We start from the raw sequence: 15,997 nt of genomic DNA on the forward strand, positions 1-15,997 counted from the left end.
GCCGGAAACGGCCCTTTTTTCATATCGGCGAAACGCCTTCAAATAACAATATTTCTCGTTTGACACTAAATCGCACTGCCCGCCTTCGTCTTTGAGCAAACGGAATTTTTCCCTCGAAGACAAGGAGTCGGCTGCGATGTTCGCGCCCATCACCCGTTCCATGACCCTCACCCTGGGCCTGTGCAGTGTTGCACTGAGCCCGGATCTGCTGGCTGAAACCGACACAGAAAAACAGTCGCCCCCTGCTGCGCCGGCCCTGGAGCTGGCCTCGACCAGCGTCACCGCCCAAGGCCTGGGCAGCACCACCGAAATCACCCACGCCTACACCACCGGCGCCATGAGCACGGCGACGCGGTTGAACCTGTCGATCAAGGAAACCCCGCAATCGGTGTCCGTGGTCACTCGCCAGCAAATGGATGATTTCAAGCTCGGTACGTTGTCCGAAGCCATGAGCCAGACCACAGGCGTCGTGGTGCAGCACTACGACTCGGATCGGGTCAACTATTCATCCCGCGGCTACTCGATCAACAACTTCCAGATCGACGGGATGCTCAACACCTTCAGCCGGATGAAGTCCGATTCCGACACGATCATCTACGACCGGATCGAAGTGGTACGGGGCGCCACCGGCCTGACCACCGGCGCAGGTGATCCTTCTGCCACCATCAACATGGTGCGCAAGCGCCCCACCGCGCAGTTGCAGGCGTTGGCCGGCGTCAGCGGCGGCAGCTATGACGATTACTACAGTTACGTGGACGTGGGTGGTCCGCTTGCCTTCGATGGCCGTTTGCGCGGCCGCAGTGTGCTGGCCTATCGCGACAGCCAGTCGTTTCGCGACCACTACGCGCTGCAACGGGAAGTCGGGTACGGCATCCTCGAAGGCGATCTGACGGAATCGACCGTGCTGGCAGTCGGCTACGACTATCAGGACAAACAAGTGCAAGGCAGCTCCTGGGGCACTGTGCCGTACTGGAACGCCGACGGTGGCAAGGCGGGCCTCGGTCGCTCGACCAACATGGCGACGTCGTGGAGCTCGTGGCCGATCAAGGACAAGACAGCATTCGCCACCCTCGATCAGGCGCTGGCGGGCGGCTGGCACTTGAAAGCGGCCTACACCCATCGCCAGAGCGATACCGACGGCAAGGTCTACTACGGCGGAACCGGTTTTCCCGCGGACGACCGCAGCGGGATGGCAGCCTACATGTCGCATATGATTGGCACGCAGAAAATGAAGACTTACGACTTCAACGTGTCGGGCCCCTATGCGCTGTTCGGTCGCGAACACGAAATGATGTTCGGTTATGGCGAAGCCGAGCGCAGCGAGCGCTCCCCTTATACGATCGACGGCCCGGTGCCGCCGGGTTACGGACGCATCCGCGACTGGAAATACATGGGTGATATCGCCAGATTCCCCGACACCGTCACAAACTTGACCGGCTCCACCTCCAGCACCCGCCAGAAAGCCGGTTACCTGGCCACACGCCTGAGTTTCACCGACGACTTGCACGCGGTACTCGGCAGCCGCTACGGCAGCTGGAAAGCGTCAAAAGCCGACAATACGTTTGACGACAATCTGCAAGTGAGCGCTGTCGACGCCAGCCGCCAGCAACACAACGACATGTGGACGCCATACGCGGGGCTGCTCTACGACTTGACGCCCGAATACACCGTGTATGCCAGCTACACCGACATCTTCAATCCTCAGGAATACCGCGACGCCAATCGCAAATTCCTTGAACCGGTGGTTGGCAGCAACTATGAAATAGGCCTCAAGGGCAGCCTGCTGGACGAACGCCTGAACCTGGCCACGGCCGTGTTCTGGAGCAAGCAGGACAACGTCGCGGAACTTGACGACTCGGTACCACCGGATCCGGTCACCGGTGAGGAGTTCTACAAGAGCGGCGGCAAAGGCAACAAGGTCAACGGTTTTGAGGCCGAGCTCTCGGGCGAAATCCATGACGGCTGGAACATGACCGCCGGCTACACCTACACCCACGCACTGAACGGCGAGAAAAACCGCACCAACACCAACCAGCCGCTGAACATGCTTCGCGTCTCCACCGCGTATCGCTTGCCGGGCGACTGGAGCGCCCTGACCGTGGGTGGCGCGGTGAACTGGCAGAGTGACGTCTACGGCAATTCCAACCGCCCGGTCGGACGCGGTGCCAATGGCCGGGTCATCACCGAACGGACACGAATCAGTCAGGGCGCTTACTCTGTGGTCAAGCTGATGTCGCGCTACGAGTTCGACAAACACCTGTCGGCGTCCCTCAACGTCGACAACCTGTTCGACAAGAAGTATTACGACAACGTCGGCTTCTACAACGGCGTGTTCTGGGGCGATCCTCGCACCGTGACGCTGAGCCTCGACTGGAAACTCTGACGCCCTTCCCTCGCGAGCTGCACGCGTCATTCACGCGTGCAGCGTTCGTCCGATACGCCGTGGAAACACCCGGTAAAACCTACACTGAACGAGCGTTAACCCCTTGTTAATGCCCTCGGCGGACACTGCGCCCCGAGGACCAGATTCATGGATGAACGGCTCCGACATTTTTAGTAGGAGGCACCATGAAAACCACCACTGCAATCCTTGCAGGTCTACTCACCCTCGCATCCGCGAGCGCATTCGCCGAAGGCGGCGCCGAGCGCATGAGGCATTACTGGGCCAATTTCCCGGTTCACTCCGCACAAAGCCAGCAGGCTGACGCGAAGACCAATGAACTCAAGGTTCCGGACGACCAGACCGCTCAGGTCACCGAGTCCTATCGCCCTTGAGCGAACGCTTTACCGATGGACCTGCGATGGCTCCGCTCTGGCTTCGCAGATGACAGTTGGGCGCCCTTTCCGGGCGCCTTTTTTTTATGCCTGCAGATCCTTGATCCAGAACAGCATGCGCCCATGATTCGGGTCGAACATGCCCGGCGCGAAGCCGAATTTGGCGTAGGAGTTTTGCGCCACGGCGTTGCCTTCAAGCACTTCCAGGGTGATCTTGCAGCAACCGCGCTGACGGGCGATGTCCTCGACCTTGCGCAGCATTTTCTGACTCAGCCCCAGTCCGCGAAATTTCGTCACCACCGACACGTCGTGCACGTTGACCAACGGTTTGCAGGCAAACGTGGAAAACCCTTCAAAGCAGTTCACCAGCCCTGCCGGTTCGCCACCGACAAACGCCAGGACGCTGAACGCGTGGGGCCGCTTGGCCAGTTCGGCGGGCAGTTGCTGCAACAGTTCGGGAGCAATGGGATGGCCGCCACCCATCGGGTCTTCGGCGTAATGATTGAGCACCACACCGATGGCCTCGGCATGCACCGGGTTGGTGTAACTGGCTTGAAGCACAAGAATTTCTGCGGAATCCATTTCCTTCCTCGATCGCACGGGGCCCCGGCGCGTTTGATACGCACTGATAGGCTCCGCGACCTTAGCGCGAGGCAGGCCCCGTCGACAACCCGGCGTTTTCAGTGGCCCCAGATGAGTTCTTCGGTCCAGCCCAGTTCGGCGAAATCCTCGGCTCGCAATCCGGACTCGCCGGCACAGAAAAACTCGTCCAGTTGCGGCGGTTTCACCGGCGTGTCGCTGAGCATGGCGTGGACCTGGCCACGGTGGTGGATCTGGTGTTCGAACAGGTGCGAAATCATCCGCAGGCGACTGTCGTGCTGCGGCGTATCGCGAGCGATGGTGACGATGCGCCCCAGATCGGCATCGCGCAGTTGCTCGCAGTAGGCGATCAGTCGACGGTCGACATGTGCCTGCTCACGACGCAAGGCCTGCGCCTCGGTGAAGGGTTCGTCAGCGTTGAAGAACACGTAGCAATCGGGATGCGGTTCGTCGCCGCGCAACTCGCGCTCCAGCGCATCGACGTAGAACCAGTCGCAGGTGAGGATGTGGTTGAGGGTCAGGCGGATGCTCGGGAAGAAACTGACCCGTGGTGCCGCCAGCTGCGTGTCGTCGAGCTGGCTCCAGGCCTTGGCCAGTCGATGGTTGGCCCAGGCGTTCTGATAGGCCATGGTCAGCAAATGGTGGGACAGTGGCTGAGTCATGTCGCGCCCTCCGTGTTTCAGGTTTCGGCGAAGCGTTGCAGCTGCATCTCCTGCAAGCGGCTGAGGGTTCGGCGGAACGGGAATTCCAGATAGCCCTCGGTGTACAGCGCGTCCATCGGCACTTCGGCCTCGATGTACAGCGGCACCTTGCGGTCGTAGCACTCGTCGACCAGCGCGATGAACCGGCGCACGCCGTCGTCGTGCACCGACAGCTGCGGCAATTCACGATCGCCGGCCACCACCCGCTCCGCGCCGTCCTCGGTGCCACGGGCAATCCGTCCTTCGCGCTTTTTCGCGCTGAGGTTCGGCACCTCGCTCAACAGGATAGCCCGGTAGGTGTCGCACAGCGCGATGAAATCCATGGCGGCGAACGGTTGCTCGCACAGGTCGCTATAACGACACCACAGCACCGAATCGCTGGCCTGCACCACGTTCAGGGCGCGGTAACCGACCGGCACTGGTTCGGCGCTGATGGTTTGCCCGGCGGCCAACGCGTCGAACACCTGGCTCAGCGCGCTACCCTGCCTCGGAGATGAAACCCAATAGCGTTGCTCGACGGCGCCGGGATGCAATCGGTGATCTTCAGCGCCATTCACCGCGACCACTTGCATGTGCTGTTTGATCGCGGTGATTGCCGGCAGGAAGCGGTCGCGGTTGAAGCCGTCGGCATATAGCTGATCCGGCGGCAGGTTGGAGGTGCAGACCACCACCACGCCTTCGTCGAACATCACCTGAAACAGCCGACCGAGAATGATCGCGTCACCGATGTCATTGACGAACAACTCATCGAAACACAGCACCCGCACCTCGGCCGCCAACTCACGGGCCAGCGCCCGCAATGGATCGGCGATCCCGGTCAACTGAAAGGAACGCTGGTGCACCCAGCCCATGAAGTGATGAAAGTGCTGCCGCCGCGCCGGCACCCGCAGGCTTTGATGGAATTGATCCATCAGCCAGGTCTTGCCGCGCCCGACCGGGCCCCACAGGTAAACGCCGGTGATCGAACGGGCACCGGCGTGCAGGGCTTCATGGCATTTTTGCAAGGCCCAGACCGCGTGTTCCTGGGCTTCATCCTGGATGAAGCCCTTGTGGTCGACGGCGTATTGCCAGGCACTCAAAGGGGAGTCGAAAGTCATGCGCGGCAGTATGCCACGATGGCTACAGGGAAATATCCAGCCGAGCGATTTTGCCCTGTTCGTTGAGCCGGAACGTGTAGCGCAGCTCCAGCGGGCTGCCGGGAAACGTTCCGGAGATCAGCCCTTGCACCAGCACTTTGCCGGTGCGCTGCTGGACGCCGAGCACTTCGACCCGCGGCTGATAGCGCTTGGCGGTGTCTTGCATCCAGTCGGCGATGGCCTGCGGGCCGATCTGATGATGGCCTTCATCGAACACATGGGCATCCTCGGCAAAAAAACTGCCGACCCGGGACGTATCGCGAGCATTGGCGGCGTTGATGTACTCAACGATGGCCGGGGCGAGGATCGAGGTGGGATGGAACATGGTTACAGCTCCTTTTTTTCGGGTTCTGTCGCCATCCTAGAACAGCCCTGCGTCAATTCCTGTCAGGAGTGAAACGGCCATTTTCGTCCAGTTGCATCTGCCGCTGCCAGGTGCGCAACAGGTCGCTGCGACGCCCCGGATAGCGCTCGCCCTGCAGGCTGGCGGCGGCAATCCGGTCGGTGCGAAAGGTGCGATAGGCGCCGCGCAATTCACACCACGCCACGATGATCCGCACCTCGTTGAGAAAGCCCAGCGCCAGCGGCCAGATCAAGCGCTGGCTCTGCACCTGCTGCGCATCGGCGTAATCGATGTGCAGCTTGGCCTGATCGCGGATCGCGTGACGGAAAACGTTCAACGGCACCGCATTCTGCGGAAAGCCGTAGCCCGAAGGCCCGGGCATGACGGTCGGATTGCGCAGCGCTTCCTGGGCCTGCGGGTCCAGCACCGCAGCGATTTTCGCCAACGCATCGGCGGCGGCTTTGCTCAGGACCTCGTCGCCGCGCTGATCGACATAACGCAGGCCCAGCACGATGGCTTCGGTCTCGTCGGCGTTGAGCATCAGCGGCGGCAGAAACAGACCGCTGCGCAGTACGTAACCGATGCCCGCCTCGCCATGGATCGGCGCCCCGAGTGCGGTCAGCTCGGCAATGTCGCGATAGAGCGTGCGTTCGGAGATTTCCAGCTCGGAGGCCAGCGTCGCTGCAGTCACCGGGCGCTTCTTGCCGCGCAGCACTTGCAACAGGGTCAACAGTCGAGTGGTTCGCGACACGGTGGGAGGCTCTGGGCAGAAATTTGCCGGAGCTTAGCAGAGCCTGGTGTCAGAAATTGTCAGGAGCTTTCACCAGGCTCGGAGGGATCACGCGTCGACTTTGTGCCGGGCCGCGTACAGGCAAAGCATCTCCATGGCCAGGGTCGCCGCCGCCAGCGACGTCACGTCCGCGTGGTCGTAGGCCGGGGCCACTTCCACCACGTCCATGCCCACCAGATTGATTCCGCGCAGGCCGCCAAGGATCTCCAGCGCCTGCACCGTGCTCAACCCGCCGCACACCGGGGTGCCGGTGCCGGGTGCGAAGGCCGGGTCGAGGCAATCGATGTCGAACGTCAGGTACACCGGGTTATCCCCGACCCGCGCGCGAATGGCCTCGATGATTGCTTCGCAGCCACGGCGATGCACCTGCCGCGCGTCCAGCACCTGAAAACCCTGATGATCGTCGTTGGTGGTGCGCAAGCCGATCTGCACCGAACGCGCCGGATCCACCAGCCCTTCCCGCGCCGCGTGCCAGAACATGGTGCCGTGATCGACCCGCTTGCCGCCCTCGTCCGGCCAGGTGTCGCTGTGCGCATCGAAGTGGATCAGCGACAGCGTCCCATGCTTGCGCGCATGGGCCTTGAGCAGCGGATAGCTGATGAAATGATCGCCGCCAAAGGTGAGCATCGCGCTGCCGGAGCTGAGGATGTGCTCGGCGTGGGCCTCGATGCTTTCCGGAATGGTGTGCGGCGAGCCGTAATCGAAGTCGCAGTCGCCGTAATCGATCACCGCCAGATGATCGAACGGGTCGAATGCCCACGGCCAGTGCCGCTCCCAGGCAATCCCGGTGGACGCCGCACGAATCCCGCGCGGCCCGAAACGCGCGCCGGGACGGTTGCTGGTGGCGGTGTCGAACGGCACACCGCTGACCGCCACGTCCACGCCGCGCAAGTCACGGCTGTAGCGTCGGCGCATGAAACTGGTGATCCCGGCGTAGGTGCTTTCGGCGGCGGTGCCGAAAAGGCTGTCACGGGTCAGGGCCTGATCGTTTTGCATGGGCACGTCCATCGGTGTGTTCCTGTTGTTATGAAGGGCTATTGGCGGCTACGGAAAGTGGTCCATAGGCGTGTGCGCTGGCGCATGTCTTTGAGGCTCATGCTGTGGTCGGCGTACAGCCGCTCGCGCACATCGGGTTTCGGGAAAATGTCCGGATCGTTGCGCACCGCCTCATCCACCAACGGCGTGGCGGCCTGGTTGGCGGTGGCGAAGAACAGCGTATTGGTCAGCGCCGCCACGGATTCGGGGCGCAACATGAACTCGATGAAGGTGCGTGCGGCTTCCGGGTGCGGCGCGTCTTTGGGGATGGCGAGGTTGTCCTGCCATACCAGCGTGCCTTCCTTGGGGATCCGGTAAGCGACCTCAAACGACTTGTTGGCCTTGCGCGCCTGATCGGCCGCCATGCTGGCGTCACCGTTATAGGTCAGCGCCAGGCAGACGCTGCCGTTGGCCAGATCGCTGATCTGCCGGCCGGTGGCGACATACAGCACCGAGGGCTGCAACTTCTGCAACAAGGCTTCGGCGGCGGCCAGATCGGTCTTGTCGGTGCTGTAGGGATCTTTACCGAGGTAATGCAGCGCAAGGCCGATCACTTCCTGCGGCGAATCGAGAATGGCGATCCCGCAATCCCTGAGTTTGCTGGCGTATTCAGGCTTGAACAGCAGATCGAGGCTGTTGAGCGGCACATCCGGCAGCCGCTGTTTGACTGCCTCGACGTTCATGCCCAGCCCCAGCGTGCCCCAGGTGTACGGCACGCCGTAGCGGTTGCCGGGATCGACCGCCGCCAGTTTTTCCAGCAGATCCGGATCGAGATTGGCGTAACCCTTGAGCCCTTCGTGAGGGATTTCCTTCAACGCGCCGGCGGCCAACCCACGGGCCAGGACGCTGGACGAAGGCACCACCACGTCATAACCGCTGCCGCCGGTGAGCAATTTGGTTTCCAGCACCTCGGACGTATCGAAGGTGTCGTAGCGCACGTGGATGCCGGTTTCCTTTTCGAAGCGCTGCAAGGTTTCAGGCGCCACGTAATCGGCCCAACTGTAGAGATTGAGGGTTTTCTCTTCGGCCTGGGCGGCGATGGAGACGGTAAGCAACAAAGCGGGCAAACACAGCTTGAAGACGGGAGCCATGACGAACACCTGACCGAAGGAAGTGGTGGCAGGATGCGCCGTCGGATACATTCGAGAAATATCAAGTTTGTTAACCTGACTTTATCCCGGAGTAATGTGATGCTCGGTCAGCTCCACGATGTCGATCTTCAGCTTCTGCGGCTGTTTCTCGGCGTGGTCGAATCCAATGGCTTCAGCGCCGCCCAAGGTGAACTGGGGCTGAGCCAGTCGAGCATCAGCCAGCAAATGGCCAAGCTCGAGACCCGTCTCGGCTATCGGGTGTGCAACCGTGGCAAGGGTGGTTTCAGCCTGACGCCCAAGGGCGAGCAACTGCTGATTGCCGCGCGGGCGTTGTTCGATTCGATCGAAACCTTCCGCCATCAATCCAACGGCGTCGCCGGACGCTTGATCGGCCAAGTGCGGCTGGGCCTGTCGGAAGCGGTCGATCAGTCGGTGCTGCAACGGGTGGCCGATGCGATCCGCCGGTTTCGCGAGCGCGACGAATCAGTGCGTATCGAGCTGATCAGCGCCATGCCCGGCGAGATGGAGCGTCTGCTGCTGCAACAGCGGTTGGACCTGGCCATCGGTTACTTCTCCCAGGTGCAGAGCGCGTTCGACTACCGCGAACTGTTCAGCGAAACCCAGCATCTGTACTGCGCGCCCGGCCATCCGCTGTTTACCGACGATGCGCCCGATGACGCCGCGTTGCAGGCCTGTGACCGGGTCGATCACCCGTATCGGTTTCTGCGCAGTGACGAGCCGTTTCAGGGCAAGGTCTGCTCGGCCCGCTCGGAACAGGTAGAAGGCACCCTCGCCTTCATTCTGTCCGGCAAACACGTCGGTTATCTGCCCAACCATTACGCCCGCCAATGGCAGGACAAGGGCCTGCTGCGACCGGTGCGCGAAGGCGAGTTGAGCTTTGACGTGGCGTTCCATCTTGCTCGCCATCGGGCGCAGGTGCCGGGAGATGCACAGAAAGCGTTTGAAGAGGATCTACTGTCAGCCTTTGGTCGAACCTGACCTTTTGGGCAGTTTTAATGCGTTGCCCTCGCCCCTCGCTTACGGCATCCTGCGCACCCATTTTCCGACCCGGCCCCGCATTGCGGCACGCAAACCACCATGACCGTCTCTGAAAAAGCCCCGCGCAACAACGATCTGATCTACGGCCTCAACGACCGTCCGCACTTCACCGCAACGGTGTTTGCCGCCCTGCAACACGTGCTGGCCAGCTTCGTCGGCATCATCACCCCGACCCTGATCATGGGCGGCGCCCTCGGCCTGCAAAGTGAAATTCCGTACCTGATTAGCATGGCGCTGTTCGTCTCGGGCCTCGGCACCTTTGTTCAGGCCAAGCGCTTCGGCCCGGTTGGCTCGGGGCTGCTGTGCCTGCAAGGCACCAGTTTTTCCTTTATCAGCGTGATTCTCAGCGCCGGTTTCATGGTCAAGGCCCGGGGCGGCGGCACCGATGAAATCCTCTCGACGATCTTCGGCGTGTGCTTCTTCGCCGCCTTCATCGAAGTGGTGTTGAGCCAGTTCATCGGCAAGTTGCGCATGCTGATCACCCCGGTGGTGACCGGCACCATCATTACGCTCATGGGCCTGTCGCTGATCAAAGTGGCCATGACCGACATTGCCGGCGGTTTCGGCGCGGCGGATCTGGGCGCGGGCAGTCACGTGTTCCTGGCAGCGCTGGTGCTGGGCACCATCGTGGTGTTGAACCGGGTTGATGTGCCGTTCCTGCGGTTGGGCGCGATCGTCATCGGCCTGACCCTCGGCTACGTGGTGGCGTGGCTGATGGGCACCGTGGATTTCGCCAACCTGCCCGAAGTGCCGGTGGTGAGCGTGCCGGTGCCGTTCAAGTACGGTTTCAACTTCGACTGGGTGGCGTTCGTGCCGGTGGCGGTGATTTTCCTGGTGTCGCCGCTTGAGGCCGCCGGGGACCTGACCGCCAACTCGATGATTTCCCGTCAGCCGGTCAAAGGCCCGCTGTACATCCGCCGGATCAAGTCCGGGTTGCTCGCCGATGGCCTCAACTCGGCCATGGCCGCGGTGTTCAACAGCATGCCGATGGTGACCTTCGCCCAGAACAACGGGGTGATTCAGCTCACCGGCGTGGCCAGCCGTTACGTCGCTTTCTTCATTGCCGGCCTGTTGGTGCTGCTGGGCCTGTTCCCGATGATCGGCGCGGTGCTGCAACTGATGCCGAAACCGGTGCTCGGCGGCGCGGAACTGGTGATGTTCGGCACCGTGGCCGTGGCCGGGATCAAGATCCTCGCCGAGGCCGGCCTGCATCGGCGCAACATGCTGATCGTGGCGATTTCCGTCGGCATGGGCCTGGGCATCGCCGCCGTGCCGGAAGTGCTGCGCGAACTGCCGCAGGCCCTGCGCAACATCTTCGAGTCGCCAATCACCGTCGGCGCGCTGTGCGCCATCGTGCTGAATATCTTCCTGCCGGAAGAATTCATCGAGCTGGAAGAAGATGACTTCGACCCGGAAGCCTCTATCCTTCAGGTCATGGAAAACCCCGACCTGCCGGCCAAAGCTGAACCCGCATCAACGGCCGCTGTCGCACAGTTGAACCGTTGATCCTGTCCGCTCCATGAAAAAGGGCTGATACCGGCGACGGCTCAGCCCTTTTTCAATGAGAGAGCATCAATGCGTCGTATCCAAGCCGTCATCCTGTCCCTGCTTCTGCTCTCCCTCAGCGCCTGTGCGCTGTTCCCCAACCGCGACCCGGTGAACATCAACGTGGTCGGCCTCGAACCGCTGCCGAGCCAGGATCTGGAAGTACGCTTCGCGATCAAGCTGCGGGTGCAGAACCCCAACGAAACGCCCATCGACTACAACGGCATCGCGCTGGATCTGGAGGTCAACGGTCACTCGCTGGCGTCGGGTGTGAGCGATCAGAGTGGCTCGATTCCACGGTTCTCCGAAACCATCGTCAGCGTCCCGGTGAGCATTTCCGCGTTCTCGGTGCTGCGCCAGACCCTCGGCCTGAGCCAGACCCAAACCCTCGACAACCTGCCCTATGTGCTGCGCGGCAAACTGGCGGGCGGGTTGTTTGGCACGATGCGCTTTGTCGATACCGGCAAGCTGAGTCTGCCGAGGGCCAGTGCCGCAACATGGTAAAGATGCGGTAGCCTGCGGCGTTTATTACAGAAACATGGAAGCCGCAGGTTTATGGAAGACACCCCCACGCTGTACACCGAACGACTGATCTTGCGCCCGCTTGAACTCGCGGATGCCGACGCCATCCAGCAGCAATTTCCCCACTGGGAAGTGGTGCGGTATCTGAACGCTTTCGTGCCTTGGCCTTATCCGGACGACGGCGCCCTCACCTACCTGCGTGACATTGCGCTGCCTGCCATTGCGGCAGGCAAAGAGTGGCACTGGACGATTCGCCTAAAATCGGCACCGGGGCAATTGATCGGCAACATCAGCCTGATGGACGAGCCGGACAACCACCGCGGGTTCTGGCTCGCCCCGGCCTGGCAGGGCCGGGGCTTGATGACCGAAGCCAGCGAAGCCGTGACCCGGTACTGGTTCGAAACCCTCGATCAACCGTTGATGCGCGTGCCGAAAGCCGCACCGAACCTTGGTTCGCGAAAGCTCTCGGAGCGCACTGGCATGCGCTTGATCCGCACCGATGAGGACGACTTCGTCGGCGGCCGCTTCCCACGGGAAATCTGGGAAATCACCCGCGAAGAATGGCGGCGCCGACAAACCGTCAAACCGTGAACCGCACGCCTGGTTTCGCCCGCTCGTCGACGCTCAACTCGAACACATCCGGCCGCGCATAGTGGCCGACCACGTCGTAGTCGTAGCGGGCGCGCACCAGTTCTTCGGTGTCGATTTCGGCGGTGAGCAATCCGGCCTCGCCGCGCAACGGCCCGGCCAGCACGTCGCCCATCGGCCCGACGATCACGCTGCCACCGGCGATCAGCGGTCGATCCGCCGGCCAGTTGGCGATCTCCACACCCAGTTCATTCGGCGAGGCCTGCACCTGACAGGCGCTGACCACAAAGCAGCGCCCTTCGTGGGCGATGTGGCGCATGCTCACCTGCCACATCTCACGCTCGTCCACGGTCGGGGCACACCAGACCTCGATGCCCTTGGCGTACATCGCCGTGCGCAGCAGCGGCATCATGTTTTCCCAGCAGATCACCGCGCCGAGTTTGCCGACCTGCGTGTCGAGCACCGGCAGCGTCGAACCGTCGCCCTTGCCCCAGATCAGCCGTTCGGTGCCGGTGGGCATCAGTTTGCGGTGTTTGGCGACAAGACCCGCCTGCGGGTCGAAATAAAGCGCCGTGCAATGCAAGGTGCTGCCGGCCCGCTCGATCACGCCGATCACCAGGTTGGCCCCGGTGCGCGCCGACAGCCCGACCAGCGCTTCGGTTTCTGCGCCCGGCACATCGATGGCGTTGGCGAAGTAACGGGCGTAGGCCTCGCGGCCTTCCGGCAAGCGATAACCCAGCTGGGTGCCGAAGCCCTCGCCCTTCGGGTAACCGCCGAGCAAGGCTTCGGGCATCACCACCAGCGCGGCGCCGGATTCGATGATTGCGGTTTCCCAGCTCAGGATCTGTTCCAGGGTTTCAGCCTTGCCACCGGGCAAGGCGCCGATCTGCAGGGCGGCAACGATTGATTTGGGCATGGCGGTCACTCCGTGAGGTTCAGGTGTTGCGCATTCTCCGGCGCCACGGGATCATGAATAAAGACCGATCCACTGCTGAATGATATGAGCCAAATGAATATCGCAACCGTCGACCTCAACCTGCTGAAAGTCTTCGAAGCCCTGCATGAAGAGTCCAGCGCCAGCCGCGCGGCGTTGCGCCTGGGCGTGACTCAGTCGGCGGTCAGCGCGGCCTTGCGCCGGTTGCGCGAGGTGTATGGCGATCAATTGTTCGTGCGCACCGGCCGGGGGCTGGCGCCGACGCTCAAGGCCAACCAGTTGAAACCGGTGGTCAGCGATGCGTTGAACAAGTGCCGGCAAAGCTTGGCCATGGTCGACCCGACGGCCAATCACTACGAAGGACGCTCGGTCACGGTCGGCCTTTCGGACGATTTCGAGATTGCTTACGGCCGCCGCCTGATCGAGGAAATCGCCCGCCGCGCACCGAAACTGCGGCTGATCTTCCGCCAGACCCACAGCCAGATCGTCGCCCGGGCGCTGATGGAGCGCAGCATCGATCTGGCGATCACCGCCGGCGGGTTCGCCGAACGGCTGCTCAGTCGTCAGGTGTTGGGCGAAGGGGGTTACGCGTGCCTGGTGGATCCGGCGAGCCTGGCGCCGGGCCAGCAACAGATCGATCTGGAGGAGTTCGTCACCCGCGAGCACCTGCTGGTGTCGTCGGGCGGTTTTATCGGGATCACCGATGAGGGGCTGGCGGCGCTGGGCCGCAGTCGCCGGGTCTGCGCCTCGACTACGCATTTCGCGGCGTTGCCGCATCTGCTCAAGGGCTGCGATGCGGTGGCGACCATTCCGACCCACGCCGCGCAGGCCATTGCTGCAATGAGCGGGCTGGCGCTGCTGCCCTGCCCGCTGGCGCTGCCGCGTTACCCGATCGAACTGGGCTGGCGCACCAGCACCCAGATCGATCCGGTGGTGCTGACGGTGCGCGAAGCGATTGGCGCCAGTTTCAGGGCCGAGTGATTACTTGTTGGCCGCCATCAGGCGATTGACTTCACTGCGCACCATGTTGGCGAATTCCGGCGGCGACATGCCGTCCAGTTCGGCGCGCACGAACTCGGCCCACTTGCCCTTGCGCTTGGAGCGCTCGCCGAACAACCGCGCGGCTTCGCCCTTGGCTTTGCCCAGATTGTTCTGCCAGAGTTCGAACAGTCGGGATTTCTCGTCTTCCAGCGCGGCGCGCTCTGCGAGGGATTTGTCGGCCAGATTGAAACTCATCGGGAATTACCTGCTGCATGAAATGGCGACATCTTACACGCTGGACGGAAACCTCTGACGCTGGTTTTTGCTCCGGATGGAAAATCGCTGCAACTTTTCAAGTCGCGCCACACTCCATTGTTCACTGTCCATTCACCTGCAAGGAGTCACCCAATGGCCCGGAAAACCGCCGTTCAAGCCGCCGAAGACCAAATCAAGGACCAGGCCTTCAGCGAACTTCAGGCGCTGATCGAAGAGTCGGAAAAACTGCTCAAGAGCAGTGCCTCGCTGGTCGGCGAGGAAGCGGAGACCCTGCGCGGGCAAATCGCCCAGAAACTGCAGCAGGCGCTGGATTCGGTCACCAGCGTGCGTGACCGCACCAAACCGGCGGTGGACGCCACCGAGAGCTACATCGGCGGGCACCCGTGGCAGACCGTGGCGATTTCCGCCGGGTTCGGTCTGGTGGTCGGATTGCTGCTCGGTCGCCGCTGAGCGCGAACAAAAAAAAGGCGAGCCCTCGGGCTCGCCTTTTTCATCTCCGGCAAAACTCATTCGCCGGCCAGTTCACGCAGCTGCGACAGGGTCTGTTGATCCAGCTCGATCCCTTTGGCCAATGATCTGGCCCGCTGCAAATGCCGCCGATCCCCCGGCAAGCGCTTGAGCCCTACTCCGTGCATCTGCCGCACAAGTTCCTGACTGCGTTCGGCGAAGCTTTGCCCGGCGGTCTTGCTCGGGTCGATGACGATCAGCAACTGACCTGTCCACGGGGTCTTGGCCCCCGGATGGTTCTTCCAGTCGAACTCGAACGAGAAGTTGCCACCGGTCAGCGCCGCAGCCAGCAGCTCGACCATCATCGACAGCGCCGAGCCTTTGTGCCCGCCAAACGGCAGCAATGCACCGCCTTCCAGAATCGCCTTTGGGTCGCAGGTCGGCTGACCGAGACTGTCGACACCCATGCCGGCCGGCAGTTTCTCGCCCTTGCGCGCGGCGATCTGCACGTCGCCATGGGCGATGGCGCTGGTGGCCAGGTCGAAGACGATCGGCGCACCGTCGGCCCGTGGGGCGGCAAAGGCGATCGGGTTGGTGCCGAACAATGGCCGGTCGGCACCGTGCGGCACCACGCAGGTCATGCTGTTGACCACGCTCAACGCCACCAGACCTTCGTCGGCGAAAGGCTCGACGTCCGGCCACAGCGCGGCGAAGTGATGGGAATTACGGATCGCCAGCACCGCGATCCCGGCACTGCGGGCCTTTTCCAACAGCAGCGCACGTGCCGCCGCCAGCGCAGGTTGAGCAAAACCGTTGCCGGCATCGACGCTGACGAACCCTGAAGCCACGTCCTCGACCTTCGGCACGGCCTTGCCGTTGACCCAGCCGCTGTTGAGCGTCGAGACATAACCGGGAATCCGGAATACGCCGTGACTGTGCGCACCGTCCCGCTCGGCGTTGGCGCAATTGGCGGCCAACGTTCGGGCGACTTCGGCCGAGGTGCCGTGACGGGTGAAAATCGTTTCCAGCAATTGAGTCAGCTCGTCCAGGGACACCGTGGACGAGACCGCATGATCGTGTGGCGCAGACATCTGAAGCTCCAGAGTAATTATTGGAGGGAACAACAGCGAACGAACAACCCGCAACCGGATTAACCACATGCAGCCGGTAACCT

At 62.3% G+C, this 15,997-nt stretch carries 18 protein-coding genes; 8 read left to right on the forward strand and 10 right to left on the reverse strand.

What is annotated here, in order from left to right; all coding sequences use genetic code 11:
• Positions 1 to 136 precede the first annotated feature (136 nt).
• Positions 137 to 2,383, forward strand: a complete 2,247-nt coding sequence (locus AC1RT4_RS05855) for a TonB-dependent siderophore receptor (RefSeq protein ID WP_493084235.1) — start codon at positions 137 to 139, stop codon at positions 2,381 to 2,383.
• A 185-nt stretch (positions 2,384 to 2,568) separates the two neighbouring features.
• Positions 2,569 to 2,775, forward strand: coding sequence for a hypothetical protein (locus tag AC1RT4_RS05860; RefSeq protein ID WP_007957512.1), 207 nt, complete (start codon positions 2,569 to 2,571; stop codon positions 2,773 to 2,775).
• Between the two features lie 84 nt (positions 2,776 to 2,859).
• Here AC1RT4_RS05860 and AC1RT4_RS05865 read toward each other — a convergent pair whose 3' ends face one another.
• From AC1RT4_RS05865 to AC1RT4_RS05895, 7 genes are all read right to left on the reverse strand, one after another.
• Positions 2,860 to 3,357: a GNAT family N-acetyltransferase gene (locus AC1RT4_RS05865; RefSeq protein ID WP_115077848.1), complete on the reverse strand. Its 498-nt coding sequence runs from the start codon at positions 3,355 to 3,357 to the stop codon at positions 2,860 to 2,862.
• A gap of 98 nt (positions 3,358 to 3,455) precedes the next feature.
• A complete protein-coding gene (locus AC1RT4_RS05870) occupies positions 3,456 to 4,037 on the reverse strand; it encodes a DinB family protein (RefSeq protein WP_493084237.1) in 582 nt (193 codons plus the stop codon).
• Between the two features lie 17 nt (positions 4,038 to 4,054).
• Positions 4,055 to 5,173, reverse strand: coding sequence for a cell division protein ZapE (zapE, locus tag AC1RT4_RS05875; RefSeq protein WP_493084239.1), 1,119 nt, complete (start codon positions 5,171 to 5,173; stop codon positions 4,055 to 4,057).
• A 22-nt stretch (positions 5,174 to 5,195) separates the two neighbouring features.
• A complete protein-coding gene (locus AC1RT4_RS05880; protein WP_493084241.1) occupies positions 5,196 to 5,537 on the reverse strand; it encodes a nuclear transport factor 2 family protein in 342 nt (113 codons plus the stop codon).
• Between the two features lie 52 nt (positions 5,538 to 5,589).
• On the reverse strand, positions 5,590 to 6,306 hold the full coding sequence (locus tag AC1RT4_RS05885; protein WP_085603962.1) for a helix-turn-helix transcriptional regulator: 717 nt from the start codon (positions 6,304 to 6,306) through the stop codon (positions 5,590 to 5,592).
• A gap of 87 nt (positions 6,307 to 6,393) precedes the next feature.
• A complete protein-coding gene (speB, locus tag AC1RT4_RS05890; protein WP_273900210.1) occupies positions 6,394 to 7,353 on the reverse strand; it encodes an agmatinase in 960 nt (319 codons plus the stop codon).
• 26 nt (positions 7,354 to 7,379) lie between these two features.
• On the reverse strand, positions 7,380 to 8,471 hold the full coding sequence (locus tag AC1RT4_RS05895; protein WP_493084244.1) for a polyamine ABC transporter substrate-binding protein: 1,092 nt from the start codon (positions 8,469 to 8,471) through the stop codon (positions 7,380 to 7,382).
• Positions 8,472 to 8,570: 99 nt separating this feature from the next.
• Between AC1RT4_RS05895 and AC1RT4_RS05900 the strand changes: the two genes are divergently transcribed.
• From AC1RT4_RS05900 to AC1RT4_RS05915, 4 genes are all read left to right on the forward strand, one after another.
• Positions 8,571 to 9,470 (forward strand): LysR family transcriptional regulator, encoded by a 900-nt coding sequence (locus tag AC1RT4_RS05900; protein WP_493084246.1) that lies wholly within the window; start codon positions 8,571 to 8,573, stop codon positions 9,468 to 9,470.
• Between the two features lie 99 nt (positions 9,471 to 9,569).
• Complete coding sequence (locus AC1RT4_RS05905; protein ID WP_493084248.1) at positions 9,570 to 11,036, forward strand: nucleobase:cation symporter-2 family protein; 1,467 nt, start codon at positions 9,570 to 9,572, stop codon at positions 11,034 to 11,036.
• A 69-nt stretch (positions 11,037 to 11,105) separates the two neighbouring features.
• On the forward strand, positions 11,106 to 11,579 hold the full coding sequence (locus tag AC1RT4_RS05910; RefSeq protein ID WP_041475259.1) for an LEA/WHy family protein: 474 nt from the start codon (positions 11,106 to 11,108) through the stop codon (positions 11,577 to 11,579).
• Between the two features lie 51 nt (positions 11,580 to 11,630).
• Complete coding sequence (locus AC1RT4_RS05915; protein WP_493084250.1) at positions 11,631 to 12,188, forward strand: GNAT family N-acetyltransferase; 558 nt, start codon at positions 11,631 to 11,633, stop codon at positions 12,186 to 12,188.
• On the opposite strand, the gene AC1RT4_RS05920 is transcribed toward AC1RT4_RS05915, so the two are convergent.
• Complete coding sequence (locus AC1RT4_RS05920; protein WP_493084252.1) at positions 12,178 to 13,101, reverse strand: carbon-nitrogen hydrolase family protein; 924 nt, start codon at positions 13,099 to 13,101, stop codon at positions 12,178 to 12,180. The genes AC1RT4_RS05915 and AC1RT4_RS05920 overlap by 11 nt on opposite strands.
• 84 nt (positions 13,102 to 13,185) lie before the next feature.
• Between AC1RT4_RS05920 and AC1RT4_RS05925 the strand changes: the two genes are divergently transcribed.
• Positions 13,186 to 14,100 carry a LysR family transcriptional regulator gene (locus AC1RT4_RS05925; RefSeq protein ID WP_493084254.1) on the forward strand — a complete coding sequence of 305 codons (915 nt, stop codon included), beginning with the start codon at positions 13,186 to 13,188 and terminating at the stop codon, positions 14,098 to 14,100.
• On the opposite strand, the gene AC1RT4_RS05930 is transcribed toward AC1RT4_RS05925, so the two are convergent.
• A complete protein-coding gene (locus AC1RT4_RS05930) occupies positions 14,101 to 14,355 on the reverse strand; it encodes a hypothetical protein (RefSeq protein ID WP_007957535.1) in 255 nt (84 codons plus the stop codon).
• 153 nt (positions 14,356 to 14,508) lie between these two features.
• Here AC1RT4_RS05930 and AC1RT4_RS05935 point away from each other — a divergent pair, with 153 nt between their 5' ends.
• Positions 14,509 to 14,826, forward strand: a complete 318-nt coding sequence (locus tag AC1RT4_RS05935; protein ID WP_007957537.1) for an ElaB/YgaM/YqjD family protein — start codon at positions 14,509 to 14,511, stop codon at positions 14,824 to 14,826.
• Positions 14,827 to 14,882: 56 nt separating this feature from the next.
• On the opposite strand, the gene AC1RT4_RS05940 is transcribed toward AC1RT4_RS05935, so the two are convergent.
• On the reverse strand, positions 14,883 to 15,914 hold the full coding sequence (locus AC1RT4_RS05940) for an Ldh family oxidoreductase (RefSeq protein ID WP_493084256.1): 1,032 nt from the start codon (positions 15,912 to 15,914) through the stop codon (positions 14,883 to 14,885).
• Positions 15,915 to 15,997 lie beyond the last annotated feature (83 nt).

Source organism: Pseudomonas sp. GW821-FHT11D10, from assembly GCF_058808435.1.